Source organism: Mycolicibacterium komossense (assembly GCF_025822605.1).
Taxonomy (GTDB): domain Bacteria; phylum Actinomycetota; class Actinomycetes; order Mycobacteriales; family Mycobacteriaceae; genus Mycobacterium; species Mycobacterium komossense.
This window is the reverse complement of the sequence record NZ_JACKTY010000028.1, coordinates 59,617-83,680: the sequence shown is the minus strand read 5'-3', so window position 1 is coordinate 83,680 and position 24,064 is coordinate 59,617. Positions and strand designations below refer to the sequence as shown.

Here is a 24,064-nt window from a genome sequence, read left to right as displayed (position 1 = left end):
GCGGCCCGGTCATCACAGCCCGGAAGGTACGACCGTGCCGTTGACCGTGACCTCGACCTGGTCCGTCTTGGGGTCGTACTCGATCTTGCCGTGTTCGAAGGTCGTAACGAGGAGATCGCCGACGGCGCTCTCGTCGCTGGTGGGCGCGCCCAACGGACCCATCGAGCCGTTATCGCCGGTGACCGCAGGCACGCCCTCTGGGTCGCGCTGGACATTCCAGGCCTCACGGATCTTGCCCCAGGTGATGTATCCAGGCGTGCCCGCGTCATCGTTCTTGGCAGTGATCACGCCACCCTGGAACTGCTGGAAGACCACACCGCTCTCCCGGGCACCCGCATTGCGGTCACCCGTCAGTGGTTTGCCAAGAGCTTGCCGCTGGATCTCGGTTGCCGACGCGTACTTGGCCGCAATCGGACCGGTCAGCGTCACCTCGACGTCTCTCTCCCCGATGAGCTTCACTTCGGTTGGTGGGGCTTCGGTCTCGGAGGTGGCGATCAACCCGACTTGCGGCGGCGTCGACGGGTCGGCGCTCTTGCCATTGCTGCAGCCCAAGGTGATCAATGCGATGACGGCCAGGCCGACGACTCCCATGTGGCGGTACCCGATCGTCCTCATGGGCTCACTCTCGCGTCTTCCTGTGGTGTGGGTCAAATTTCGGCTGAATCGCTCGTCCGGCCGGTTATCTGCTGGGGGCATACACCTCGGTCGACAACGCCTCTTGGTGGGCCCACGACGCCAGTAGGGCCAGATTGTCGGCGGCCGCTCCTCCCGCAGTTGCGGTGTACACATTCAACTGCAGGCCAGATTCGGTGGGCAGATCCATGGACTCGAAGTTCAAGTCGAGCAGGCCCACCACCGGGTGGTTCACCCGCTTGCTCCCGTGTCCCTTCAGCCGCACGTTCCGAGATGCCCAATGCTGCCGGAATAGCTCACTGCCACTGGATAATTCGCCCACCAAGGCGATGAGTTCCTCGTCGTGGGGATTATTACCCACTTCCATACGCAACATCGCGGCCGCATTTCGCGCCGCTTGGTCGTAGTCGACGAAGAACGTCTCGGCCTCGCTGGGATGCAAGTACACGAACCGCGCCGTGTTGGCGGGCCGTCGAGGGTCGGCCAGTACCGGTGAATACAGCGCGCGCCCGGGTTGATTCATGGCCAGCACGTCGAGGCGCCCATTGCGGATCAACGCCGGCGCACCGGTAATGGCGTCGAGCACCTCCTGCAGCGCGGGGCGCACCGTCGCGGGAGATTTGCAGTGCCGCCGACCGCCAGGCGCCCTGGACTGGCGTGCGAGATGGAACAGGTGATCGCGCTCCGCTTCGTCGAGCTGAAGAGCCGTGGCTAGCGCGTCGAGCACGCCGGCCGATGTGCCAGCCAGGCCGCCACGCTCGATGCGCACGTAATACTCGACCGAGACCCCAGCGAGTAGCGCTACCTCCTCTCGGCGCAGACCCTCTACCCGGCGTTTGCCACCGTAGGCGGGCAGGCCAGCCATCTCAGGCCCGATGCGGGCGCGACGCGACCTCAGAAACTCTCGAATCTCGGTGCGCAGACCAAGCGTGGCGTCCATCCACTCACCGTAGGCCCGCACCGCAAGCGAAGGGAGGTACCGCCAATACCCTGAAGCCTCACGCGGTCGTGGCGATCCCTCCGTCGACGGGGATGATGGTGCCCGTTAGGTAAGCGCCTGCGCGGCTGGCGAGGAACACGGCGACACCCGCCATGTCGTCGTCGCGGCCAATCCGGCGCAGCGGGGCCGACGCCGCGATCGCCTCGCCGAACTCGTCGAGGGTTGCCGCCATCATCGTCGACGGGAACGGTCCCGGCGCCACCGCGTTCACCGTGATGTGCTGCGGTCCCAGCTCCTTGGCGAGCACTCGGGTGAGTTGATGCAGCGCGGCCTTGCTGCTGGAGTACGAGTAGTTGGGCCGGTTGGGGATGTGGATGGCGGCGATGCTGCCGATGTTGATGATCCGCGCGGGATCGTCGGCGGTGCCAGCGCTGCGAAGTGCTGGCAGCAGCGCCTGCGCCAGCCAAAACGGCGACTTCAGGTTGAGATCGATGACCGTGTCCCAGGCTGCGTCCGGGAACGTCTCCAACGGTTCGTCCCACATTGCACCGGCATTGTTGACGAGGATGTCCAGACTCCCGGAGTCGGCCGTGACGAGCTGGGCGAGGCGCTCACACTCCTCGCGTCGGGACAGATCGGCGGGGACCGCCCACACGTCGCCGAATTCAGACAGCTGTTCCTGCGCCTGAGCGCAGGCTTCTGCGTTGCGTGAGCTGATGATCACGCGGGCGCCCGCCTGAAGAAGCCCGCGTGTGATCATCATTCCAATACCCCTGGTACCACCGGTGACCAGGCCGCGCTTACCGCCGAGATCGAAAAGTTCTGCCTGCGTAGTGAATTGGCTGTTTGCCACGTGTCGCCTTTCTCGTTGGTCGACGTGACCGTCGGTCGTTACCGTTGCGTCTTCGGTCCTGCTGAATGAGCCGATCGGCAATAAGGCTGACGGGAACCTCTCGTAGCAAGTTATGCCGCATTCCCGAGGCCGGGGAGATCCCCGTAATACAGGTACTGCCAGGGGCCCTCTTGTCCGCTAGCCAATTGACGGGGGCGGCGAGCGCCGCCACCAATGGCCTGGGGCGTTCACTCGACGGGCGAGCCCTCTACCAAAGTAGGCGTCGCGATCCGGAATAAACCCCGCACCCGATGGGCTTGGGTCATGAGTCGACCCTTCTTCAATCAAGGAGCATCCATGACCCGTCCCGTCCGCGTCGCAGTGCAGATCCAGCCCGGCGGCACGCCCGACTACCGCACCTGGCGCGACGCGGTCCTGGCCGCCGACGACCTCGGCGTCGACGTGATCTTCGGCTACGACCACTTCCATCGCCCAGCGATGAAGGGCATCGTCGACGGCAAGCCCGTCATGTTCGACGAGCAGCCCGACGTCGCCAACTTCGAGGGGTGGACCGCGCTTGCGTCGTGGGGCGAGATCACCTCACACGCCGAGATCGGGCTCCTCGTCACCGGCGTCGGATACCGCAACGCGGATCTGCTCGCTGACATGGCTCGCACCGTCGACCACATCAGCGGCGGCCGGCTCATCCTCGGCCTCGGCGCTGGGTGGTACGAAAAGGACTACACCACTTACGGTTACGACTTCGGAACCTTCGGCTCCCGCTTCGACTTGTTCGACGAGAGCCTGATCCGCATCGAGAACCGCCTCGCTGCACTGGTTCCGCCACCCGTGCGTAAGCTACCGATCCTCATCGGCGGCACGGGGCCCAAGCGCTCGCTGCCCGCCGTTGCCAGGCATGCCGATATCTGGCACGCGTTCCAGGACCTCGACGCCTTCCGCAAGTCCAGCGACCGCGTCGATGAGCTGGCAGCGACGTTCGGCCGCAACGGGTCCGACATCGAACACTCGACGCTCTGGGTGAACGCCGAGAGCGCCGATGCCTTCCGCGAGGCAGGGGTGACGTTGTTCCAGACCGAGCTCACCGCCGATGACGGCTACGACCTCACTTCTCTCAAGCAGGTGCTCACATGGCGGGACAACGGGTGAGGCCGCGACGCTGGACCATGTTCATCTAAGGAAACATTCCGGTCAAGCCAGACCTCTGGCGTTGCGCAATCCTCGCTCCATGAGTGCTGCGCTTGTCGGGTGAGCAATATGAAAGAGGCCTCTTCGCAACGTGATTCGCCCACTGAGAAGTGTATGACCGTGCGCTTGAGATTTCGGTGAGGTTCTTAGGTCCCGACGGCAACTCATTGGGAGAATCAACCACAAGCGACACCCCATGTTGCGATCATGCAGCAGAAGAGCCACTCCCCCGCCGAGTGATTTGACATCCTCCGCCGGCATTTGATTGCGCAACTTCTTAATCGCCGCCTGTGAGTTTCCTGGCGAGTGGTCGGCTATTCGGACAACTGCGAATCCCTGCTGTCACACTTCAATCGATCCGTCTTGATCCAGACCATTGGAGACGCGTTGGGGTCGAGTCACAACCAGCGGCTCTCAACTTGCCGAGTCGCGCGAAAGCCGTTGGCCAGAACTATAGTTCGGGGTTTTAGATTCAATCTGCTTGGCCCAGACATCCGATAATGGGTTAAGCCCGTCACGGGGGTAAAGGGATGCATGATCCAGATTTCGATGCCGTCATAAGCTATATCGACGCGCTGCCACTGGAAGCTGTGGTTCGGAATAAGGAACCCGAAGAGTTTGTGCATTGGAGCGGACGTCAGCGCACGCTAGTCGAGATGAGCGCTCGCAGCCTGGATATCCTCGTCATCGGCCGGGAAGCCGACGTCGAATACATCACCGGCGTGCCAGAAGTGTGGGTCGCAACGAAGGTGCCGGTAGCCCCAATCGGTGTCCTGGTGCGCGCGACCGGTGAGTTGTACCTGAGCGGAACCGCGGACGAGGTGAACACCAAGGCGATCGGCCCCAACGAAGTGTATGGGTTGAGCTGGGACCCGACGACACTCGTTGGAGAACTGCAGAACATCGCGGGGGCATCGGCAGTGCGACGGGTCGGCTTCAGCACGGTCTCACCGAAGGTCCGGGCGATGCTGCCGAATGCCTTTCCCAACGCCGAATTCGTCGAAGGTAACGTGGCCATTCACACCGCGCAGGAAATTCAGACTCCAGACGAGATTGCATCACCTTTGACTGACGGTAAGAAACAAGCGAGCGTTGTCGCGTCGAATCTCGTCACTTTCGCCGACACTACTCCTGTTGCGGTGCGCAATGATGTTGGTCATTGGACGCTATTTGCACAGCTGGCCGCTTCGAATGCTGTTCCGAATAGAGATGAGGTCCGAGAATGGATGGACTTCTATATCAAGGTACTGACTACCACTGGCTGGGAAGTGGCAGGAGATATCGTGAATGAGACGACCGAGGAGGTCGTCGGATCAACCGTACATGAAAAGATATTGGCGCTGGCAGTTGCCGCCCTCGGCCCCATCCCTTCGGCCGTCAACATGGTGGCACTCGCGCTGAACGCATTGCAGGGAATGAACAGAAACAGTCCGTGGATCAGGCTATTCAATCGGCGAGCGGAGGATGCGCGGAGTTGCGGGCTTCAAATCGCCGATTGTGAGGCGGACGACGCAGGCGCGGTTACCCTCCGTGGGGTTGAATTTCTGGTCGAAGCGCACCAGAGGCTGACTCAGTTTCTGTTCTTCCGATTTGCCTCAGGCGATGCGAGACTGTACCAACGAACACGAACTTTGAGACTTTCGGCTGAGAATCGACAGAAGTACTCGGCTGCGGTGGCACAGAAAATCCTGGATAGAATCACCGACAACATCTTGTCGTTTGATGTGTGACCGAGCGCCGCAAATGCCGGACAACCTCCGTCGCGGCGAGGCTCACCGCATCGCCAGTCTTGCGCTCTGCCAACGGACTCAGCCTGCAGGATGACCTATCCCATCTAGCCGACCGCCGACGATGCGCCCGCATCTTCGGCGTCCCGATTCGCGATACCGTCTCGAACATCGTGCGTCTGCTGCGAGCAGAAACCCCGGATGAGGTAGTCGATTCCGCGATGGTAGGCACTGTGCCGATCGAGCATGTCGGTGGCTTTCAGGGCGGCGACGAGGTGTGGGAACTCCTCTGAGCCGAGGGTGTCGAGTTTCTGTTGGGTTGTTGCGGCGGCTGCCGGTTTGTTTGTCTCTACTGTGAGCACAGAGCCGAGGGTGTAGCTCCACAGCGCTCGATACATGACCAATGCCTCTGTGTGACTCAGGCCGGTTTCTGTTGCGGCGGCGATGATTTGGTCGACGAGCCACAATGCTCCCGCGCCACCGGGACTGCCTGTGCGCAGCACCTCTGCTATCCATCGTTGGCTCACCAGCACCTCGAACACGGCCTGCAGCAGCGTCGCGATGCGTTCGCGCGGGTCGGCGGGTAGTTCGATATCGGGAAACGGCGCCGAGACGTCGTCGAGGACAAGGCCAAGCAGTTGCTCCCGGTCGCCGACGTGGCGGTAGATGGCCATCGGTGTCACGCCGATAGCGGCAGCCAGTGCTCGCATGCTGAAGTTCTCGATACCAGCGTTGTCGAGGTGAGTGCGGGCGACGTCGACGATGAGGGTGCGTGTCACCGTCGGGGGCCTACCGCGCCTGGGCGCCTCGGGCGTCATCGACTGAGTCAATCACGGAGGTGACTCTTGCGCATCGCAGCTGTAAGAAGTACTAATATTGAATTATGATATGCCGTATACAAATTAGGTTGCCCACGTCTTCGGTTTGCCGATGACGACGCTCGTCGGTAATCCGTCCGCGTTGAGATTCGGCGTGCTGCTCAACATGGGGGCCGTGCTCGGAGCCACCGCCGAGGCCGTATTCGATCTGACTCTGCAGCAGGCGCTCGCCGCCGAAGAGCTCGGATACGCCGATCTCTGGGTGACCGAGCATCACTTCATCACGTTCGGAATCAACCCCAGTGGTCTGACGACTGCCGGCTTTCTCCTTGGGCGAACCCGGCGGATTCGTGTCGGGACTGCCATTGTTCTGACGCCGTTGCGCCATCCGATCGAACTGGCCGAGCGGGCGGCATTGCTGGACCAGCTCAGCGGCGGACGGTTCGACCTCGGCCTCGGCCGCGGCGGATACAGAAGGGATTTCGAGATGCTCGACGTCGACTTCGCCCGGTGGGACGACGAGCCGCTAGCAAGTGCGCAGCGCCTTGTCGACCTTTGGAACAGCCCGGATGAGGCGGCGATCGTGCAGCCCCCGCCGCGCACCCTGCCTCATCCCCCATTGCTGTTGGCGACCTCAAGCTCCCCCGGCGTTGAGTTCGCGGCCCGCAACGGGATTGCGCTGCAGCACTACTTCGCCACACCGACCGCGCAACGAGTTGCCCTGGAGTCCGAGTATCGCGAATGTCGAGGCGGAACGCAGGGCGCGCCAGCCCATCTGCACACACTCATTGTCGTTGTGGATGGCGCTCCGAATCGTCGCGACCAACTTGCTGCGGCACTGCGTCGCTCCTTTCGCGACGGGAACCATCCCCATGTTCCACAGGCTTCCCATCGGCACACCGGACCGGACGGCAAACCCGCCAGCCCAGACGCGATGGCCGAGCAGGTCGCGGCCAATGCGATTGTCGGAACGCCGTCGCGGGTGGTCGACGAGCTCGGGCGGTTCATCGAAACCACAGGTGCGCAGAGGATCACACTCTTTCACGAAGCGATCGCTGACCCCGCAATCGCCATGAGGTCGCTCGAAGACTTCGCCCTTCTCGTTGCACCCCAACTCCCGACAGGCACAGAACGGGAGAGAGCATCATGAGCAAGGTCACTCCTCAACGGCCGATGGGCCCGCGCTCTCATCGCGCGCATTGACTACGGTTTCGCACGCTTTCCTGGCGCTTCGCTACCGGGATCAGCCTTGCGCACAGCGATTTTCGACGCGTGGGTCCGCCGATTCCTCGATGAGTACCCGACCGCTACGGTGATCGGTGCAGGACGGTGCCGCCGAGCTCGGGGGCCGGTTACCGTTTGACGGGTGCCGACCGTTTTCCGTCACGGCCAAGGAGGATTGGGTGCTATGGCGAGTGCTTTGGTCTCAGTGCCGGACCTGGTGCGGGTGCTCGATCTGACGGGGGTGTTCGCCAACGCCCTGCTCGGCGGCGCGGTCGCGCGCCGCCACGAATTTGACCCGGTCGGTTTCGCCGCGCTGGCGATCGTGTCGGGTCTTGGCGGCGGCCTCATCCGCGACACTCTGTTGCAGCGCGGCACGCCGGTGGCGTTAACGAATTATGCGTATCTGACGACGGCGTTGATCGGCGCGGCGGTCGCGTTCGCGGTGCGGTTCGAAGGGCACCTCTGGGAGCGGCTGTTTCCGTTCGTGGATGCGCTTGCGTTGGGTTGCTGGGCAGCGGTCGGCGCACAGAAAACCCTCACGCTCGGGTTGGGTTGGCTCCCGGCGGTGCTGTTGGGAACGGTGACCGCCGTCGGCGGTGGCGCGGTGCGCGACATCGCGGTGGGCAGGATTCCGACGATCTTCGGTGGGAACACGCTGTATGCGACCTGCGCAGTGATCGCCAGTGGGACACTGGTTTTGATCCAGCTCTGGGGGTACCCGCAGGCAGGCCTGGTCGTAGCGACGGTCGTGGGCGCGGTGTTGTGCCTGCTGGCGCGCTGGCGGGGCTGGATCCTGCCGGAACGTGTCGAATGGCGCCGGCCCGATCGCTTCCTGACCCGCCGACGAAAGGACAAGTGATGGCTAGGAACTCACAGACTTCGCCCAGCATGACCGTGCTGGCCGGACTCGCTAGCATCCGAGGCTGGCAGGAAGAGTTCTACCGAGACCTTCATCAGCATCCGGAACTCTCGCATCAGGAGCACCGCACCGCAGCGCGGGTCGCCGAGCGATTACGTGGGACCGGGTTTTCGGTGCACGAGGGTATCGGCGGCACCGGGGTCGTCGGGGTGCTGCACAACGGGGACGGGCCTACCGTGCTGCTGCGCGCGGATATGGACGCCCTCCCCGTCAAAGAGGCGACCGGTCTGACCTACGCGAGCACGACCACGGTCACCGATGCAGCCGGAGCCGAGGTGCCGGTGATGCACGCCTGCGGGCACGACGTGCACGTCACCTGCCTTCTCGGTGCAGCACAACTACTCTCCGACCGCACCGAGCAATGGAGCGGCACCGCCGTGGCGTTGTTCCAACCAGCTGAGGAGGTCGGCGACGGCGCCCGCGGGATGGTCGAGGACCACTTGGGCGAACTGCTCCCAAAAGTCGATGTCGCCCTGGCCCAGCACGTGCTGCCGATCCCAGCCGGGATGATCGGCACCCACCCGGGACCGTTTCTGTCCGCGGCCGACAGCATGCGGGTCACCGTTCACGGCCGGGGCGGGCATGGTTCCATGCCGCAGACGACAGTGGACCCGGTGGTGCTAGCCGCGATGATCGTCATCCGGCTACAGACCGTCATCTCCCGGGAGACGCCGCCCGGTGAGATCGCGGTTTTGACCGTCGGGAGCATCGCCGCCGGCACCAAGAGCAATGTGATCTCAGATCATGCGGAACTTCAGCTCAACGTCAGGACGTACAGCGACGCCACCCGCACCGCGATCTTCGATGCCATCCGCCGAGTCGTCGTGGCCGAATGCCAGGCCTCGGGATCGCCGAAGGAACCTCAGTTCGAATTATTCGACCGTTTTCCCTTGACCGACAATGACCCGGACACGACCGCACGTGTCGCGGCGGCCTTCAGCGCGCACTTCGGCGACCGCAGCACGACGATGCCGATGGGGACCGCCAGCGAGGACTTCAGTGACATCCCGAACGCACTCGGCGTGCCTTACACGTACTGGGGTGTGGGCGGTATCGACCCCGACGCCTATCGCACAGCCGAGCAAGCCGGGCGAGTGTCACAAGACATTCCCGTCAACCACTCGGCCACCTTCGCCCCAGTCCTCCAGCCCACGCTCACCACCGGGACCGAGGCACTCGTCGTCGCCGCACTGGCTTGGCTCTGACTAAGTGTCCCTGATGCCTCCCGGTTCATGACCGAGCCTGCGGAACCGCCAACGACGTTGAGACAGGTACGACCGGTGGCGCCGCCGCCGCGGTCCCCGGCAACTTCACCTGTAGGGCCTGCCCAAAAGAAGGCGAAGTCTCCCGCTTAGACGAATGTGCCAGATATGTACTTCTCACCCACGATGGCCTCGCTGCCGCCGGGTCCGGCCGAGGCGTCAACCACTTGCGCAGCCGCGGTCTGTGGAATGACGCCGCACGCGGTCCATGCGTGCCTCATTGATCTGGTGGACGCGGACGCTCACCTCCAACTGAAAACGATCCGCGTGGTTCTTGAGCGACAGGCCGGTGAGCTCCTCGATGAGCTTTATCCGATACAGCAACGAGTGCCGGTTGAGGTACAGCGCTCTCGCGGCCGCACTGGTGTTCGTTGCCTCGTTGAGGAGGATCTCCAAGGTGTGTACAACCTGCCCACGGCGGGTCCGGTCATAGTCGACGAGCGGCTGCAAGGTCTGCAGGATCGTCGCCATGCTCCCCGGATGCTGCCGAAGCACCTCGGCGAACTGTCGCGGACCGACCGGTCCCTCGGGCACCAACGCCGGCACCGATGCTGCGACGGTGAAGGCCTGGCCGCGCTCGGGAGGAAGGAGCACCCAACTGACGAGGTTCTCCGGAAACGCGCTGGACTGCTGGGCGGACGCGACCAACCCGGAGACCGTGGGCGTCGACATCGCCGAGGAGAAGTGGCTCATCACCAGGTCGTCGGTGACCGATGAACTCACTGTCACACCGGCCGAGAGCGCCAACTCGTTGAGAGCCTTGGCGAAAGTGTCGGCGAAGGCGTTCCAGCTGCTGTCGTCACGGTCGCGGCGTCCGATGACCATCTGGACCTGCACGTCCTGCGGTGACGGATGGACAAGGGGCAGCAGACTCCGCTGGACCTCGGCGAATGCGACCTCCCACGGCAGCAGCACCACCGGGAACTCGTGACGATCGGCCAACGGGACCAGCGAGGCAAGGATCTCGTGGACGGCGACCTCGGGCGGCGGGCTCAGCACCACCCCCGCCGCCGGCGAGGAGGTGAGATAGGTGAGGAAATCGCGCACGCCCGCCTGACGGATGTCGGCGCCGGTGGTCAGCACCAGATCGCCGGCACGGACAAAGGACTCAGCAGGCGCGTGCATGATGTCCACCCAGAGGACCTCACGGGTCAACCCTTGATGCCCAGCAATAACCGAGCCCAGGTCCAGTGGCGGCACGGTCAAGGCCGCCGCCACACTCAGCGGCGAGTCCCAAGACATGTCACCCCTTCTCCTGATCGACCGCTTCTGCCCGCTTGCTGACTTCGGTGCCGGCGAAACCGCAGCGGGGCGCCGATGCCGTCGAGAACGACGGTATCAACGCCCCGAGCGGGTATGAAAACACGAGTTCGGTTGATGCCTATCTGTTGGTTTACCGGTCAGCCGAGGACAGGTCCGCAGTAGATCGCCGGCTGAGTAGCATGCCGAGTCCGAGCAGCACCAGCGGCATCACGCCGAAGATCACGGCGAGGGTGGAGCTCCCACCGACGACCAAGGTCAGGTTCGACACCACCAGCACCAGGGCCGCGGCCAGCGCGAGGGTTGCGATCGATGCCAGCACCACGATGCGCGGCGAACCGCCGCGGCGGGTGAAGAAGATCACGACAGAGATCGTCGTCATCAGCCACAGGATCGCCAGCGCCAGGATACCCAGACCGCCCAGCGGGCCGAAGATCTGCAGCACCGGGTCCAGCTTCAGTGCGGCGAGCACGCCCATGATCACGAACGACAACACGGTGATCAGAATTGAAGCGTTCGCCGGTGAGCCGTGGCGCCCGTGGACGTCACCGAACCGCTTCGGCAGAACGCCGCTCTTCCCCAGCACGAACGCGTAGCGGGAACTGATGTTGTGGAATGCCAACGCGCAGGCGAACACGCTGATGAACCAGAAACCGGTGGTGAGATCGCGACCCAGCATGCCGAGGTACTGCTGGGCGGTGTTCACCATGAAGTTGTCGGGATCGTCCTTGGCCGCCTGGATGGCGTCCGGGCCGCCGTTGCCCTCGATCAGGGCCCAGCTCGAGAAGGCGTAGAAGCTGGCCACGATCCCCACGGCCCAGTAGGTGGCACGGGGGACGGTTCGGTCCGGGTCCTTGGCCTCGTCCCGGAAGACGGCGGTCGCCTCGACACCGACGAAGCCCCACAGTGCGTACAGCAACGCGATTCCGAACCCGCCGGCGAGGCCCTGCGGTGAGAAGGAATCTCCCGTGATGCCATGCTCACCGCCGCGAAGCACGATGACCAGATCCAAGACGACCAGGATGGCCACCTCGGAGACCAGGAAGATGCCCAGAACCTTGGCACTGAGATCGATGTCGCGGTAACCCAGCCACCCGACGATCGCGAGCACCAGTCCGGTCAACAACCACCAGGGGATGGCCGGTCCGCCGAATCGCTCGATGAAGCCGGACAGGATCACACCGTCGTACGCAGCTACGCCGAGCAGCGTGCACATGTACGCCGGAAGTGCGAGCACGGCCGCGCCGGTGCCGGCTGCGCGGCCGAGCCCCTTCTGGATGTATGCGTAAAAGGCGCCGGTGTCGGTGACGTACTTCGACATCGCCACGAAGCTGGCCGCGAAGAGCAAGAAGATGACACCCGCGACCAGGAACGCGACAGGAATACCCGTGGTGTTGCCGAGCACCATCCCGATCGGCACGTTTCCACCGATCGTCGACAGCGGCGCTGCAGCTGCCACGACCATCAGGACGATCGCCGGGACGCCGAGATTGCCGCGCAATTTGCCGGCGCGACCATCTGGTGACTTTTCGCCGCTACATATGTCGTCTGCGTTGACAACGTCAGACATGGGCTGATCCTCCTCTGCCAGCAGAGCCGCAGATTGCCGGCTCCGTCGAATTCCGGGCAAGTCTGCGAGAAGGACGCGCAATCTGCCAGAGCGGTGCGGCACTTTCCAACACCTTGTTGTAGGCCAGGTCACACGGGTGCGAGCGGTCCGCATCCCGCATCAAACAGATTGTTGGAAGGTCTGCATACGTCGTTGCCTCGCCCCGGTGTTCGGTCGATGCTGGGTCCGTCACACAACAGGAGAGGTACGGCGAGCGCATGCACCTGGGCAGCACCGAGATCGAACAGGACCACCGGCTGGGACGCATTCGGATGCTCGATGAGCAGCGCGTCAACCTCGACGGCTTCGCCGAGGCAGACCCGGAACTGGGAATGATCTCGCACCTTTCGCCCAACGACCCGGAACCGTCGTGGGTCGTGGCCGAGGACGGCACCGTGCTGGAGATGGACTCGACGCCGGCCGAACAGTTCGACACGATCGACGAGTTCATCGTGCGCTATGCGATCGACCACACCGAGGCACCCAGATCGATGGCGATGGGTGAGGTTGATCTGGCTCGGCTGATCGTCGATTCGAGCGTTCCGCGCGAGCAGGTGCTGGCTGTCTGCGCAGGACTCACCCCGGCCAAGATGGCCCGCGTTGTCGCGATGTTGCAGCCCGTCGAAATCCAGATGGCGATGATGAAGATGCGGTCACGTCGGACTCCGGCGAATCAAGCCCACGTCACCAATCGTCTCGACGACCCGTTGCTGATCGCAGCCGACGCGGCCACCGCAGTGGTCTACGGATTCCGGGAGCTGGAGGCGACCGTCCCGGTTCTCGACGACGCCCCGGCCGTCGCCGTGGGGCTCCTGATCGGCTCCCAGGTGCCTGCCCCCGGTGCGTTGACGCAGTGCTCTGTCGAAGAGGCCCGTGAACTGGAGCTGGGCGTGCGCGGATTGGTCTCCTACGCCGAGACGGTATCGGTCTACGGTACCGAGCAGGTCTTCACCGACGGTGATGACACTCCGTGGTCGAAAGCGTTCTTGACCTCGTCATATGCCTCCCGGGGCATCAAGATGCGACTGTCCAGCGGGGCGGGCTCCGAGGTGCTCATGGGCCAGGCCGAGCGAAAGTCGATGAACTATCTGGAGTCCCGGTGTGTAGCCCTGGCCAAGGGCATCGGAGCGCAGGGCGTGCAGAACGGCGGCATCGACGGTGCCGGCATCACAGCGTCGGTGCCCGGAGGGGTTCGAGAACTGATCGCCGAGAACCTCATGGTCATGCTCCGTGGGCTCGAGTCCTGCAGCGGCAACGACAGTTTGATGTCCGAGTCCACGATGCGCCGGACCAGCCGGACGTTGCCGGTGCTGCTATCCGGTTCGGACTTCATCTTCTCCGGATTCGGCTCGGTTGTGGCCTACGACAACATGTTTGGACCATCGAACTTCAATGCCAGCGATCTCGACGACTACCTCGTCCTACAGCGCGACTGGGGTGTCGATGGTGGCCTGCGGTCGGTCGACCCAACCACCCTTGAGGCCATGCGCCGGCATGCCGCCGAAGCCACTCGGGCAGTCTTCGAGTACCTCGGGCTCGCAGACTTCGATGACGAACACGTGGAAGCTGTTGTCGGAGCGGCGGGTTCGAAGGACCTACCGCAGACCGACGGCGTGAAGGTGCTGAGTGCGGCCAGGATGATCGAGCAGTCGGGACTCACGGTGCTGGACGTGGTGGGTGCGCTCGCCGAGACCGGTTTCGGTGACATCGCGGATCGGGTTCTGGGCATGGCCACGGCCCGGGTCGCCGGCGACTATCTACAGACTGCCGCGATCTTCGACGAGGAGATGAACGTGCTGTCGTCGTTGACGGATCCCAATGACTACCGCGGGCCGGGAACGGGGTACCGGCCGACGGCGGAGCGCCAGGCCCAGATCGACGCCGTGCGGCAGGCGCGGTCGGTGGCCGACCTGGTCAGGGAGCAGGCGACCTTCGCCCGGCCGGGCCGCTTGGTGGACCTTGGGCCGGCCGGCGTCGGCGAGGATCCGCGGGAGGTCGTCATCGGTGTCTCACCCGCGTTCGGTACCAAGCTGTTTCAGGCCCTGTCGGGCCTGACCATCTACGACGTGCTCGAGCAGATTCTCGCCGGCCTGGAGGAGGAACACTGCGTAGCGCGGCTGGTGCGGATCACCGACAGCATCGACCTCGGCGCGATCGGGAAGTCCGCGGCGCAACTGTCCGGGTCCGGGATCTCGGTGGGGCTACAGGCCAAGGGCACCACGATAATTCACCGTCGCGACCTGTCTCCGCTGGCCAACCTCGAACTGCTCAGCATCGCGCCGCTGATCACCCCGGAGATGTATCGGTTGATCGGCATCAATGCCGGCCGGCACGCCAAGGGCACAACGCCCGCCCCGATGCGCAACGCCTACACCGAGGAGGCGATCACCGCCCGATACCACACCAGAGTCGTTTCCATGGTTGCCATCGAACGGGAGCAGTCCGCACCCCGCACAGGCGATGAGATCAGCACGCACGTTGAAATGGAGTTCACGCGATGACCATTACCTCACATTCGGGTCGCAGCATCGGCGATGTGACCGTCGAGGCAGCCCGCTCCGGCGATTTGACTCTGGACGATATCCGGATCAGCCGGGAGACCCTGCTGGCTCAGGCGGACACCGCGCAGCGCAGCGGCTCGATCCAGTTGGGGATGAACCTTCGACGCGCGGCCGAGATGACCGCACTCAGTGCCGAGGACATGCTGTCGGCCTACGAGGCGCTGCGACCGGGACGCTCCACGTTCGCGGAGCTGGAAGAGCTGGCGCAGCGGCTTGCCGAGCAGAAGGCACCCACCTGCGCAGAACTCGTTCGTGAAGCCGCAGCGGTCTACCAGCGGCGTGGCCTGCTGAAATGACCATCTGGGCCGGTGTCGACATCGGCAACGCCACCACCGAGGTGGTCCTCTGCGGAGACTCCGTGGGGCTCGACGTGCTGGCCAGCGCACGCACCCCCACGCGCGGCGGCAAGGGATCACTGGGTGCCGTCCAACGCGCCGCGCAGCTGGCCCGCCGCCTGGCAGATGCTCGCGGACTGGTCGTCGAACGGGCCGCCTTCGCCCCGACGCCACCCGTCCACTCGACAGTCGGACGCGTCCAACTGCAGACCCCGCGCACCGGACGGCTCACCATCGCCACCCGCTCGGCAGCGACCACCGCGGGCGATGCCGCCGGTGTCGGAGTTCCGGTGCCGGTCGAACAACTCGCCCATGCCGACTCCGACCGCCCGATGGTCGCCTGCGCGACCGCGGAGTGGGGTTACCTCGAGGTGGCGGCCCTGGTGAATGCGGCGGTCGATGACGGCCGAAACGTGGTTGCGGTGCTGACGGCCAACGACGAGGCCGTGCTGGTGTCCAACCGGCTACGGACCGGTCTGCCGGTGATCGACGACATCGACGTGCAGCCCCTACTGTCGGCAACACTGATCGCGGTCGAGGTACGCCAGGGTTTCGCACCGCTGCAACGGCTCACCGACCCCTTCTGGCTCGCCGACGTGTTCGGCCTCCGCGACGACGAACGCGGCGATGCCCGTATCGTTGCCGACCAGCTCTTCGACAGCGCGTGCGCGGTGATCTCGCTCGGGCGCTCCACGCCGGTGCCCGCCGACGACTCGCCCCGTCGGGTTCTCGAACCGGCCGTGCTGTCGGCCGCGCAGACCGATCAGGCCTACGTCGTCCAACTGGCAGACATTGCGGCACAAGCCAACTCGCGACGCGGGTCGGTTGAGGTGGACAGTCTGGTGATGGCCACCATGGGCGGCGTGGAGGAACCGCCGGCCGACGCCGATGCGCTCAGCAGCGCCCTTGGGGTTCCGGTGACACGGATCGACTCGGAAGCCGCTGCCGCGCGTATCGGCGCGCTCACCACCCCCGGTGTCACGTCCGACGTCGTGGTGGTGGACGTCGGAGGGGGAACCGTCGACGTCGTAAGCTACGGATCGCGCGTCGTCTTGCCGGGCGCAGGGCAGCTGCTCACCGCCGCCACGGCCGCCGCACTGGACGTTTCCAAGAGCGCGGCCGAATATGCGAAACGGGCGGAGGCGCTCTCCGCTGTCACCGTCCAACTCGTCGAGGACGAACACGGTCGGCGGCAGTTCCTCGACAAGCCGATCGACGGCCGATGCACGGGGTGGTTGCTGACCTCGGCACCCAGTGGTCTGCTGCCATTCACGTCGCGGCTTTCCGGCGCGGAATGGCGCAGCTGGCGACTCGCGGCCAAGCGGCTGGTCATCGGCGGCAACGTGATGAGGGGTATCCACCAGGTGGCCCCCGGCGCCGCCGGAGTACTGCTGGTCGGTGGCGGAGCCAGTGACGACGAGCTCGTCCGAGCGGTCAGCGAACAGCTCGGCCACCAGGTCACCGTCGGGCGCGGCAACGTGCGCGGGGAGCTGGGCCATCGCTTCGCCGTTGCCTACGGGCTCGTGGTCCTGGCGGCCTGAGGGTTGTCGCCAAGCTGTGATGAATACGGCGGGTTTCGAATTGAGGGTTACCGATAGGCGACGTGGACGCGCTCGATGTGCCCTTCGAACGGGAATGGTGCTTTGTCGTAGTAGTCCATGGATACCGGGGAGCCAAGGCAGGTGCCGATGTCGAGGCAGTCGTTGGCGGTGAACAGCAGCGAGGCGCTGATCGGCACGTGGCATTGTGCAACGACCTCGTCGGCGGCTCGCAGAGTGATGTCCAGCGGGCCGCCGGGCCGCTGTTCGGCGTAGGTGGTCTCCACGACGATGGTCGTGTTTCCAGCGGGAAGCCTGCTGACTGAGCGGGCCTTGGTGCGCATGAGGATGAACAGGTTGTACTCGTAGCAGAGGTAGCCGTCATCGAGGTAGCAGGTGACTCCGCCGGCTACCCCGCCCAGTGCGTAGAGCACCCCGTTGGCGTTGGCGGGCAGGTCGGCCTCGATGGTCACAGAGTTGTTCCTGTTGCCCAGCGACGGGGCGCAGAACTCCGGCATGCGGGTGAGATCGCCGGAGAACTCCCACTCGGTATAGGGCGGGGCGATGCGAAATTCGGGGTGATACACCGGCACCCACAGCCCACCGCCGACGGGCAACACCTTGTTGCGTGCGGCTTCGATGGCGAACAGTTCGCGCATCTGGGCGAGCTTCTCGGGCATCTCGGCGGCCAGATCGTGGGCTTGTGACCAGTCCTCGTCGAGGTGATAGAGCTCCCAGCGGTCATTGTCCGGGGTCCAGGACTCGAACCCCTCGGGCAGGCCCGGCAGCCAGGGTGTGCGGGGTCCGAACGCCGACGCCATCCACCCGTCGTGATAGATCGACCGGCTGCCCATGACCTCGAAGTACTGTGTCTTCTTCCCGCCCGCCGCTGAGCGGTCGGTGAGGGTGGCCGCGAAGCTCGCCCCAGCGATGGGAACCTGCTGGACCCCGTTGACGTGCAGCGGCGCCACGATGCCCAGGATGTCGTACAGGGTGGGCACCAGGTCGGTGCAGTGCAGGAACTGATCGCGGGGCACTGGGTCCGCCGCGACCTTCTTGGGCCAGCGGATCGCCATCGGGTTGCGGGTACCCCCCAGATGTGACGCGAGCAGCTTCATGCCCTTGTAGGGCGTGACACCCGCCCACGCCCAGCCGGCGTGGTATTGGTTGTCGACCTTCGGCGAACCGAGCACATCGAGGCCGCCGAGCTCCTCGAGGGCGTCGATGTGTTGGCGAACGGTGGTCGGGATGCCGTTCTGGGCAAGGAGTTCGGCGATGGTGCCGTTCTGGCCTTCCCCGGAGGACCCGTTGTCGCCCCAGATGTAGATGAAAATCGTGTTGTCGGCGTAACCGAGGCGGTCGAGTTCGTCGGCGAGGCGGCCGACTTGGACGTCGACGTGTTCGGCGTACCCGGCGGCCACCTCCATCAGGCGGCGTTGGAACGGCTTCTCGTCCTCGGGGATGCTGTCCCAGGACGCCAATGTCTCATCACGCGCGGTGAGTTCGCAGTTCTGCGGAATCCACCCCCTGTCCTTGGCGCGGTCAAACACCCGCTCCCGGTAGGCGTCCCAGCCGTCGTCGAACTTGCCCGCGTACTTGTCGGCCCACTCCTTCATGATGTGGTGCGGGCCGTGTAAGCAGCCGCTGGCCCAGTACATGAAGAACGGCTTGTCAGCTTGCAGCGCCTTGTGGTTGCGCAGCCAGCCGATGGCATCGTCGGCCAGGTCCTCGGAGAGGTGATAGCCCTCCTCGGGAGTCTTGGGCGGCAGCACCACGGTGGTATTGCGGACCAGGTTCGGTTCGTACTGCGAGGCTTCGCCCGCGAGGAACCCGTAGAAGTACTCGAAACCCAGTCCGGTGGGCCAGTTCTCGAACGGGCCGGCTGCGGTGGTCTCCTCTGCGGGGGTGTTGTGCCATTTGCCGAATGCGGCGGTGCTGTAGCCGTAATCCTTGAGGACCTCGGCGGCCAGGGCGCTGCTGGGCGGGATATGCCCGGAGTAGCCGTCCCAGTCATTGGCCAGTTCGGCGATCTGGCCGTTGCCGATCTCGTGGTGGTTGCGCCCGGTCAGCAACGAGGCTCGCGTCGGGGAACACATAGCGGTCGTATGAAATCGGTTGTAGGACACACCTTCACAGCAGATACGATCCATGGTGGTGGTCGTGACCTCCCCACCGAACGTGGTAGGCAGACCGGGGCCAGCATCGTCGATGAGCACGATGACGATGTTCGGTGAGTCCTTGTGCAGCCGAGGCGGGATGACGCGTTGGGCGTAGGTCGACTCTTGCAGCGTCCTGCCGGCGATGCTCGCCGACGGCGTCGGCGGGAACGGCAGTGTCGCACCGTCGGGCAACACCGGAGCAATCACGCCCTCGGTACCCGCGCTGCCATTGCCGGTCGCGGCAGGAGGCATAGCCGCTCCTCTCCTTGAAGCTGCATGCGCCCTCGCGCACACGACGAGCCCAGGCGAATGTACCCGACGCCGCCCGCCATTCGGCCTCCCCGACGGCCCCACTGATAACCGGCGAACTTCGAGGATCGATCACCGACGTAATTCGCGTAGGAGACGAGCGCGGAGTGTCCGGTCTTGGGCAGTCTCGTCTAGTGCGACAACATTGAGGACATCGATCCACGCGTTGATATGCACTTATCTGCCCGGCGACCGTGTCGACCGAACCAACGAACAGCGTTGCCAGACTGCACGTCAGATACTGGCGCGCCGCATCACGGATGTCATAGGTGCCTGCGAGTTCGCGTTGGTGTTCACAGGCGATTTGAGCAGACTCGCGCAGTTCCTCGACGGAGCGGGTCTCGAGGATCTCATTCCCATGGCGTCGGAACTCTTCCAAGGTTTGGCGCGCTTCCCGGTCGGAATCGGCTAGGAGCACGAAGAATTGCTTCCATAGCTTTATTTCGCGGTGATATACCGCCGCCAAAGTGCGCAGCTCGGCTGAAGCGTGTGTGGTGGGATCGGTTGCTGGGTGGGTTCAAACCCGGACCAAGCGTCCTCGACCTTGAACCACTGGCCTTGGTAGTCGAATGGTTCGTCTGCGGTAAGCGCACGTACGAAAATCTCGAGATACTCCTTGGCGCGGGCGTACCGCTGCGCCTTGTCCGAGAAATCGCCGTCACGCCGGGCGGCGCCATCACACCCGGACGGTGAGCAACGGTCAATCCGACGCTGGTCGTCGCCGCTGCAGCATGAGCGGCGACGAGCCATGGGTCCGGCCACGAGCTGTAGATCTGGACCAAAGACCGATCAAATCCATCGCTCTGGTCGTTTCTTGCCCGTCGCGCGATGTGGACGACGACAGTGCCGCGCTGATGGTCCACCAGGTCAGCGCGACGGCCGCTGCGGAGCAGCGCTCCCGCCACGGGCGTACTCGATGCTAGGTAGCCCACTGATCCCAGGGCACGCTCCAGTCGCCGTTTTGCCATAGCTGCAGCGGCTTGCCGCCGGAATGCCGCACTTCGACGACGTCGCCGGGCACCGAGAAGTTGTAGAACCAGGTGGCGTTGTCGCGGTTGAGGTTCAGGCATCCGTGGCTGGTGTCGGTGTTGCCCTGTGCCCACACCGTGCTGTCTAGCTCGTGCAGGTAGACGCCGTCGGTACTGATGCGCACGGCGTAGTTGATCGACTCCTTGTAGCCCAGGTGGGAGTTGATGGGCAGCCCGAATGTCGAGGAGTCCATCACCACTGGATTGCTTTTGTCGAGCACCGTGTAGACACCTGGCTGGGTCCAGAAGCTAATGGTCTTGTCGCCGACGGTGTCGGTTCCGCCCCGACCCATCGAGGTGGGCATGGTTCGGGCCAGCACTCCCCCGTCGTAGACACTGACTTGCTTGGTGGCATCGTCGGCGATCGACACGTGGGAGGCGCCGATCGTGAAGGTCAGCGGCGCGTCTTGACCCACGGTGACCACGGTGCCCGGCGCGTAGTACTGCGGGGGGCGCCAGTGTGCGGTGGTGTCATTGACCCAATGCCAGGCGCCCGACACCGGCGGGGAGGTGGATACCGCGAGTTGCTGCTCGGCGGCACCGCGGTCGGCGACCGGCGCCGCGAAGTGCGCAACGATCACTACCCCGATGCCGTAGGTTCCGCCGTTAGTGAGCGGGGCGCCGGAGGTGGATGTCAGTGAATATCCCGGCGGCGGCCCCGGGTCGTCGTCAGCGCGTGCCGAGTCGGTGGGGCCGGCGAGCATCGCGATCAGCAGCGTCGCCGCCGACAGCATCATGGGCGTGCGGAACGCACGTGTCATCGGCAACTCCTGTGATTGAGTCGGGGCAAAGATACTTCCTACGATAGGTCCGCTCCCCGTGGGTGGACTGTCAGCTGCGAAGCTACATGTGCGCGGTGGGCGAACCCATCTGATCGCATCTGGTGAGCAACCCGGCGTGCCCCAGATATCCGTCACATGATCGGAAATATGACGACCGCCGTCGGCCATGCAGTAACACTGTGGTCATGACCATTGCAGAGGAGGTCGCGGCCGAGCGGGCGGCACTCACGGTGTCGTTGATCGACGTGGGTCCGGCGGCTCGTACCGCGTGCGGTGAGTGGACTGCACTGGACCTTGCGGCCCAGCTGGTGGGTGAGGAACGCAACGGTGGTGTGACGACTTTTCTCGCCAGATCCCCAGTAGCACAGGGCATTTCAGTGACGGGTACGCCAAAGATGGTCGACACCGCCCTGCGCCTGGAGCGTCGACACGGCTTTGCGGCACTTATGGACAGGTTGCGTCGGCCCATGCCGCGGCTCCTGCTGCGGCCGCGGGTAGCGCCATTGACTATGTTCGAGCATTGGACGCATCACGACGATCTCATCGGCGTCGACAATGGCTCCCACGCCGTGCCGGGAACTCCCCCGGACCTTGTCCGATGGCTGTCCGGGCGCAGCACACTAGGCGAAATCACCATGACCGGACCCAACGCCCTCGTGCAGGCACTACACGCATTCGCGGGTCGGGTCTAGACCTCGGCACTACGAACCATCACGCAGCGAATGGATCATGCTCTGCAGGATCCGGAACGCTCCCGACTGCTCGGACTTGGTCATGCCGGCCAGCATTCGGGTCTCGACCGATCGGACCGCTGCAGACGCCTTCTCCAGACTGCGTCGACCGCGAGGGGTGAGTCGCGCGGGAAGTACCTTCCCGACAGGTGCGTCCGCAGGCCTGGTCACGTAGCCCTCGCGTTCGAGAGCCTGGAGCAATACGTTCATCGACTGCCGTGTCACGAACGCGCCCCGCGCGAGCTCGGAGTTACTCAGGCCCGGTCGTTGAGCAAGCAACTCGAGGCAGGAGTAGCGCGTCACGCTCATCCCTAGCGGCCGCAACACCTCCTCCATGGCGGAGCGCAGGACGCTCGACGCCTCTTTCAGGACATAACCCAGTGACGTCTCCAGGTCAACGCCGACACCATCTTGACTCATGTCAGCATTCTGACATACGTTGATTCGTGTCAGTAAATTGACACAGACAGAAGGAGCATCATTGTGCCCGCCACCGGTCCCGACTTCATCTCGCTTCAAGCGCGCGACCTCGACGCATCGCAGGCGTTCTACGAGAAATACCTCGGCCTCGTCCGCTCGCAGGCCGGACCTCCGCACGCGGTCGTCTTCGAGACGACGCCGATCGCGTTCGCACTGCGCGACGTCGTTCCCGGTACCGACCTCGCATCCGTTGTTCAGCCCGGCATCGGCGCCGCGATCTGGCTGCACGCCAACGGCGTCCAGGCCATCCACGACGCACTCGCCGCCGACGGTCACACCATCGTCTCCGCGCCGATTGACGGTCCGTTCGGTCGGACATTCACCTTCGCCGACCCCGACGGCTACCAGATCACTCTCCACGACCGGGCCTGATCAGCCACACGTCTCCGAACAGTCAGCGGTCACACGTCACGACGATGAACCCGTCCTTGCGTTGCGTTCGTCGATGGCCGTCGAAATCTCGGCGTTGAACACCGCGCCCTCTCCGGCGGCTGCGCTTTGCACCAGGTCCGCAACAACCTCAGTTCAGCGGACGAGCCGGAAGAACCCCCGGACCTGCTCAACCAGTGACTTCGGCTGCTCCAGTGCGGCGAAGTGGCCTCCGCGCGGCAGCTCTTCGAACCAACGCAGGTCGGTAAACCGCAGTTCGGCCTCCCGTCGCGACGGGCGGGTGATGTCTCGCGGGTAAACCGACAGCCCGGACGGCGCAGTGACCTTGTCTCGGAAACTGCCGAAGCTCTCCCAGTACAGGCGCGCCGACGACGTGGCTGATGCGGTGAACCAGTAGACCGAGATCTCGTCGAGGATCGTTTGCCGCGACACCGCGTCCTCGGGGTGGCCGTTGTTGTCCGTCCAGGCCCAGAACTTCTCGGCGATCCAGGCCGCCTGGCCCGCCGGGGAATCGGTGAGGCCGTAGCCGAGCGTCTGCGGCCGTGTCGCCTGCTGACCGGAATACCCCCGCCCGGTGCGCTGGAATTCCTTGGCGGCCTTGAGGTTCGCCAGCTCCTCGGGAGTCGGGTCGTCGAATGCGCCCAGTGCGACCGACCCCATGTTCAGGTGCACGCCGGCGACTCTCTCGGGTGCCACCTCGCCCAGCGCGCCGGACACCGCCGAACCCCAGTCACCGCCCTGCGCGCCGTACCGCTCGTAACCCAGCGAAACCATCAACGTGTCCCAGGCGCGCGCGATGCGAGTGACGCCCCACCCGGTGGTCGACGGCTTGTCACTCCAGCCGTACCCCGGCAAGGATGGCGCGACCACGTGGAATGCGTCCGCTGGATCCTCGCCGTGCGCGCGCGGGTCGGTGAGCGGGCCAAGGATCTGGAGGAACTCGAGCACCGACCCGGGCCACCCGTGCGTGAGCACCAGCGGGAACGCATCCGACTCGGGCGAGCGGACGTGCAGGAAATGGATCCCCAGCCCGTCGACCGTGTCGCGGAACTGCGGGAAAACGTTGAGCCGCTTGGCGAACCCGAAATCGTAGTCCTCGGCCCAGCTGCGGCAGAGCTCCTGCGCGTAAGCCAGCGGCAACCCCTGTGACCAGTCGTTCACCGGCTCACGCTCGGGCCACCGCGTCCGTCGCAACCGGTCACGCAGATCCGCGATCTCGGCTTCGGCGATGCTGACCTCAAACGGCTCGGCGACCACAGTGGTGCTCCCTGTTAGGCGAAATCACGGCAACCTACCTCCTATGTCATTTCGGGACCGGCCC

21 protein-coding genes are annotated in these 24,064 nt (G+C 64.6%); 10 read left to right on the top strand and 11 right to left on the bottom strand.

All coding sequences use genetic code 11. The features are described 5' to 3' along the window. Positions 1–12: 12 nt before the first annotated feature. The 3 genes from H7J73_RS11375 to H7J73_RS11365 all read right to left on the bottom strand — a co-directional run bounded on the left by H7J73_RS11375 (position 13) and on the right by H7J73_RS11365 (position 2,426). A complete protein-coding gene (locus tag H7J73_RS11375) occupies positions 13–615 on the bottom strand; it encodes an LGFP repeat-containing protein (RefSeq protein ID WP_264067469.1) in 603 nt (200 codons plus the stop codon). A 64-nt stretch (positions 616–679) separates the two neighbouring features. Further along, positions 680–1,573, bottom strand: a complete 894-nt coding sequence (locus H7J73_RS11370; RefSeq protein WP_264067468.1) for a helix-turn-helix transcriptional regulator — start codon at positions 1,571–1,573, stop codon at positions 680–682. A gap of 58 nt (positions 1,574–1,631) precedes the next feature. Further along, positions 1,632–2,426, bottom strand: a complete 795-nt coding sequence (locus H7J73_RS11365; RefSeq protein ID WP_264067467.1) for an SDR family oxidoreductase — start codon at positions 2,424–2,426, stop codon at positions 1,632–1,634. A gap of 336 nt (positions 2,427–2,762) precedes the next feature. Between H7J73_RS11365 and H7J73_RS11360 the strand changes: the two genes are divergently transcribed. Next, the gene (locus H7J73_RS11360; protein WP_264067465.1) at positions 2,763–3,572 is read left to right on the top strand and encodes an LLM class F420-dependent oxidoreductase; all 810 of its coding nucleotides are present in this window, start codon (positions 2,763–2,765) and stop codon (positions 3,570–3,572) included. Positions 3,573–4,141: 569 nt separating this feature from the next. Beyond that, positions 4,142–5,341 (top strand): aminopeptidase P family N-terminal domain-containing protein, encoded by a 1,200-nt coding sequence (locus tag H7J73_RS11355; RefSeq protein ID WP_264067464.1) that lies wholly within the window; start codon positions 4,142–4,144, stop codon positions 5,339–5,341. Positions 5,342–5,445: 104 nt separating this feature from the next. Here the strand turns inward: H7J73_RS11355 and H7J73_RS11350 are convergent, their stop codons facing one another. Further along, entirely contained in the window at positions 5,446–6,117 is a 672-nt protein-coding gene (locus tag H7J73_RS11350) for a TetR/AcrR family transcriptional regulator (protein WP_264067462.1), read from the bottom strand. Between the two features lie 151 nt (positions 6,118–6,268). Between H7J73_RS11350 and H7J73_RS11345 the strand changes: the two genes are divergently transcribed. From H7J73_RS11345 to H7J73_RS11335, 3 genes are all read left to right on the top strand, one after another. Further along, complete coding sequence (locus H7J73_RS11345) at positions 6,269–7,306, top strand: LLM class flavin-dependent oxidoreductase (protein WP_264067460.1); 1,038 nt, start codon at positions 6,269–6,271, stop codon at positions 7,304–7,306. A gap of 258 nt (positions 7,307–7,564) precedes the next feature. Next, complete coding sequence (locus H7J73_RS11340) at positions 7,565–8,239, top strand: trimeric intracellular cation channel family protein (RefSeq protein WP_264067459.1); 675 nt, start codon at positions 7,565–7,567, stop codon at positions 8,237–8,239. After that, the gene (locus tag H7J73_RS11335; RefSeq protein WP_264067458.1) at positions 8,239–9,504 is read left to right on the top strand and encodes an amidohydrolase; all 1,266 of its coding nucleotides are present in this window, start codon (positions 8,239–8,241) and stop codon (positions 9,502–9,504) included. The genes H7J73_RS11340 and H7J73_RS11335 overlap by 1 nt, the downstream gene beginning before the upstream one ends. A gap of 216 nt (positions 9,505–9,720) precedes the next feature. Here H7J73_RS11335 and H7J73_RS11330 read toward each other — a convergent pair whose 3' ends face one another. Genes H7J73_RS11330 through H7J73_RS11320 form a run of 3 tightly spaced genes read right to left on the bottom strand, consistent with a single transcriptional unit; the run spans position 9,721 to position 12,391 of the window. Next, the gene (locus H7J73_RS11330) at positions 9,721–10,803 is read right to left on the bottom strand and encodes a PucR family transcriptional regulator (protein WP_264067457.1); all 1,083 of its coding nucleotides are present in this window, start codon (positions 10,801–10,803) and stop codon (positions 9,721–9,723) included. A 1-nt stretch (position 10,804) separates the two neighbouring features. Then, positions 10,805–10,927 carry a hypothetical protein gene (locus tag H7J73_RS11325; protein ID WP_264067456.1) on the bottom strand — a complete coding sequence of 41 codons (123 nt, stop codon included), beginning with the start codon at positions 10,925–10,927 and terminating at the stop codon, positions 10,805–10,807. Between the two features lie 27 nt (positions 10,928–10,954). Next, on the bottom strand, positions 10,955–12,391 hold the full coding sequence (locus H7J73_RS11320) for an APC family permease (protein ID WP_264067455.1): 1,437 nt from the start codon (positions 12,389–12,391) through the stop codon (positions 10,955–10,957). A 257-nt stretch (positions 12,392–12,648) separates the two neighbouring features. On the opposite strand from H7J73_RS11320, the gene H7J73_RS11315 reads away from it, so the two are divergent. The 3 genes from H7J73_RS11315 to H7J73_RS11305 are packed head-to-tail and all read left to right on the top strand — an operon-like array spanning position 12,649 to position 16,867. Beyond that, entirely contained in the window at positions 12,649–14,931 is a 2,283-nt protein-coding gene (locus tag H7J73_RS11315; RefSeq protein WP_264067454.1) for a propanediol/glycerol family dehydratase large subunit, read from the top strand. Further along, positions 14,928–15,287: a diol dehydratase small subunit gene (locus H7J73_RS11310; RefSeq protein WP_264067453.1), complete on the top strand. Its 360-nt coding sequence runs from the start codon at positions 14,928–14,930 to the stop codon at positions 15,285–15,287. The genes H7J73_RS11315 and H7J73_RS11310 overlap by 4 nt, the downstream gene beginning before the upstream one ends. Continuing rightward, complete coding sequence (locus H7J73_RS11305; RefSeq protein ID WP_264067452.1) at positions 15,284–16,867, top strand: diol dehydratase reactivase ATPase-like domain-containing protein; 1,584 nt, start codon at positions 15,284–15,286, stop codon at positions 16,865–16,867. Before H7J73_RS11310 ends, H7J73_RS11305 begins: the two co-directional genes overlap by 4 nt. A gap of 47 nt (positions 16,868–16,914) precedes the next feature. Here H7J73_RS11305 and H7J73_RS11300 read toward each other — a convergent pair whose 3' ends face one another. After that, entirely contained in the window at positions 16,915–19,275 is a 2,361-nt protein-coding gene (locus tag H7J73_RS11300) for an arylsulfatase (protein WP_264067451.1), read from the bottom strand. Positions 19,276–20,251: 976 nt separating this feature from the next. Beyond that, positions 20,252–21,121 carry a L,D-transpeptidase gene (locus H7J73_RS11295; protein WP_435405468.1) on the bottom strand — a complete coding sequence of 290 codons (870 nt, stop codon included), beginning with the start codon at positions 21,119–21,121 and terminating at the stop codon, positions 20,252–20,254. 206 nt (positions 21,122–21,327) lie between these two features. On the opposite strand from H7J73_RS11295, the gene H7J73_RS11290 reads away from it, so the two are divergent. Further along, positions 21,328–21,834, top strand: a complete 507-nt coding sequence (locus tag H7J73_RS11290) for a hypothetical protein (RefSeq protein WP_264067450.1) — start codon at positions 21,328–21,330, stop codon at positions 21,832–21,834. Positions 21,835–21,843: 9 nt separating this feature from the next. On the opposite strand, the gene H7J73_RS11285 is transcribed toward H7J73_RS11290, so the two are convergent. Beyond that, positions 21,844–22,293 (bottom strand): MarR family winged helix-turn-helix transcriptional regulator, encoded by a 450-nt coding sequence (locus tag H7J73_RS11285; protein WP_264067448.1) that lies wholly within the window; start codon positions 22,291–22,293, stop codon positions 21,844–21,846. 63 nt (positions 22,294–22,356) lie between these two features. On the opposite strand from H7J73_RS11285, the gene H7J73_RS11280 reads away from it, so the two are divergent. Then, complete coding sequence (locus H7J73_RS11280; RefSeq protein WP_264067447.1) at positions 22,357–22,725, top strand: VOC family protein; 369 nt, start codon at positions 22,357–22,359, stop codon at positions 22,723–22,725. Between the two features lie 153 nt (positions 22,726–22,878). On the opposite strand, the gene H7J73_RS11275 is transcribed toward H7J73_RS11280, so the two are convergent. Further along, the gene (locus H7J73_RS11275) at positions 22,879–24,000 is read right to left on the bottom strand and encodes an epoxide hydrolase family protein (protein ID WP_264067446.1); all 1,122 of its coding nucleotides are present in this window, start codon (positions 23,998–24,000) and stop codon (positions 22,879–22,881) included. Positions 24,001–24,064: the final 64 nt, after the last annotated feature.

Excerpts from the sequence above, each read along its gene's own strand:
- H7J73_RS11375 (WP_264067469.1), bottom strand. The coding sequence starts at position 615 with ATGAGGACGATCGGGTACCGCCACATGGGAGTCGTCGGCCTGGCCGTC.
- H7J73_RS11370 (WP_264067468.1), bottom strand. The coding sequence starts at position 1,573 with ATGGACGCCACGCTTGGTCTGCGCACCGAGATTCGAGAGTTTCTGAGG.
- H7J73_RS11360 (WP_264067465.1), top strand. The coding sequence starts at position 2,763 with ATGACCCGTCCCGTCCGCGTCGCAGTGCAGATCCAGCCCGGCGGCACG.
- H7J73_RS11355 (WP_264067464.1), top strand. The coding sequence starts at position 4,142 with ATGCATGATCCAGATTTCGATGCCGTCATAAGCTATATCGACGCGCTG.
- H7J73_RS11345 (WP_264067460.1), top strand. The coding sequence starts at position 6,269 with ATGACGACGCTCGTCGGTAATCCGTCCGCGTTGAGATTCGGCGTGCTG.
- H7J73_RS11340 (WP_264067459.1), top strand. The coding sequence starts at position 7,565 with ATGGCGAGTGCTTTGGTCTCAGTGCCGGACCTGGTGCGGGTGCTCGAT.
- H7J73_RS11335 (WP_264067458.1), top strand. The coding sequence starts at position 8,239 with ATGGCTAGGAACTCACAGACTTCGCCCAGCATGACCGTGCTGGCCGGA.
- H7J73_RS11330 (WP_264067457.1), bottom strand. The coding sequence starts at position 10,803 with ATGTCTTGGGACTCGCCGCTGAGTGTGGCGGCGGCCTTGACCGTGCCG.
- H7J73_RS11320 (WP_264067455.1), bottom strand. The coding sequence starts at position 12,391 with ATGTCTGACGTTGTCAACGCAGACGACATATGTAGCGGCGAAAAGTCA.
- H7J73_RS11315 (WP_264067454.1), top strand. The coding sequence starts at position 12,649 with ATGCACCTGGGCAGCACCGAGATCGAACAGGACCACCGGCTGGGACGC.
- H7J73_RS11310 (WP_264067453.1), top strand. The coding sequence starts at position 14,928 with ATGACCATTACCTCACATTCGGGTCGCAGCATCGGCGATGTGACCGTC.
- H7J73_RS11305 (WP_264067452.1), top strand. The coding sequence starts at position 15,284 with ATGACCATCTGGGCCGGTGTCGACATCGGCAACGCCACCACCGAGGTG.
- H7J73_RS11300 (WP_264067451.1), bottom strand. The coding sequence starts at position 19,275 with ATGCCTCCTGCCGCGACCGGCAATGGCAGCGCGGGTACCGAGGGCGTG.
- H7J73_RS11295 (WP_435405468.1), bottom strand. The coding sequence starts at position 21,121 with ATGACACGTGCGTTCCGCACGCCCATGATGCTGTCGGCGGCGACGCTG.
- H7J73_RS11290 (WP_264067450.1), top strand. The coding sequence starts at position 21,328 with ATGACCATTGCAGAGGAGGTCGCGGCCGAGCGGGCGGCACTCACGGTG.
- H7J73_RS11285 (WP_264067448.1), bottom strand. The coding sequence starts at position 22,293 with ATGAGTCAAGATGGTGTCGGCGTTGACCTGGAGACGTCACTGGGTTAT.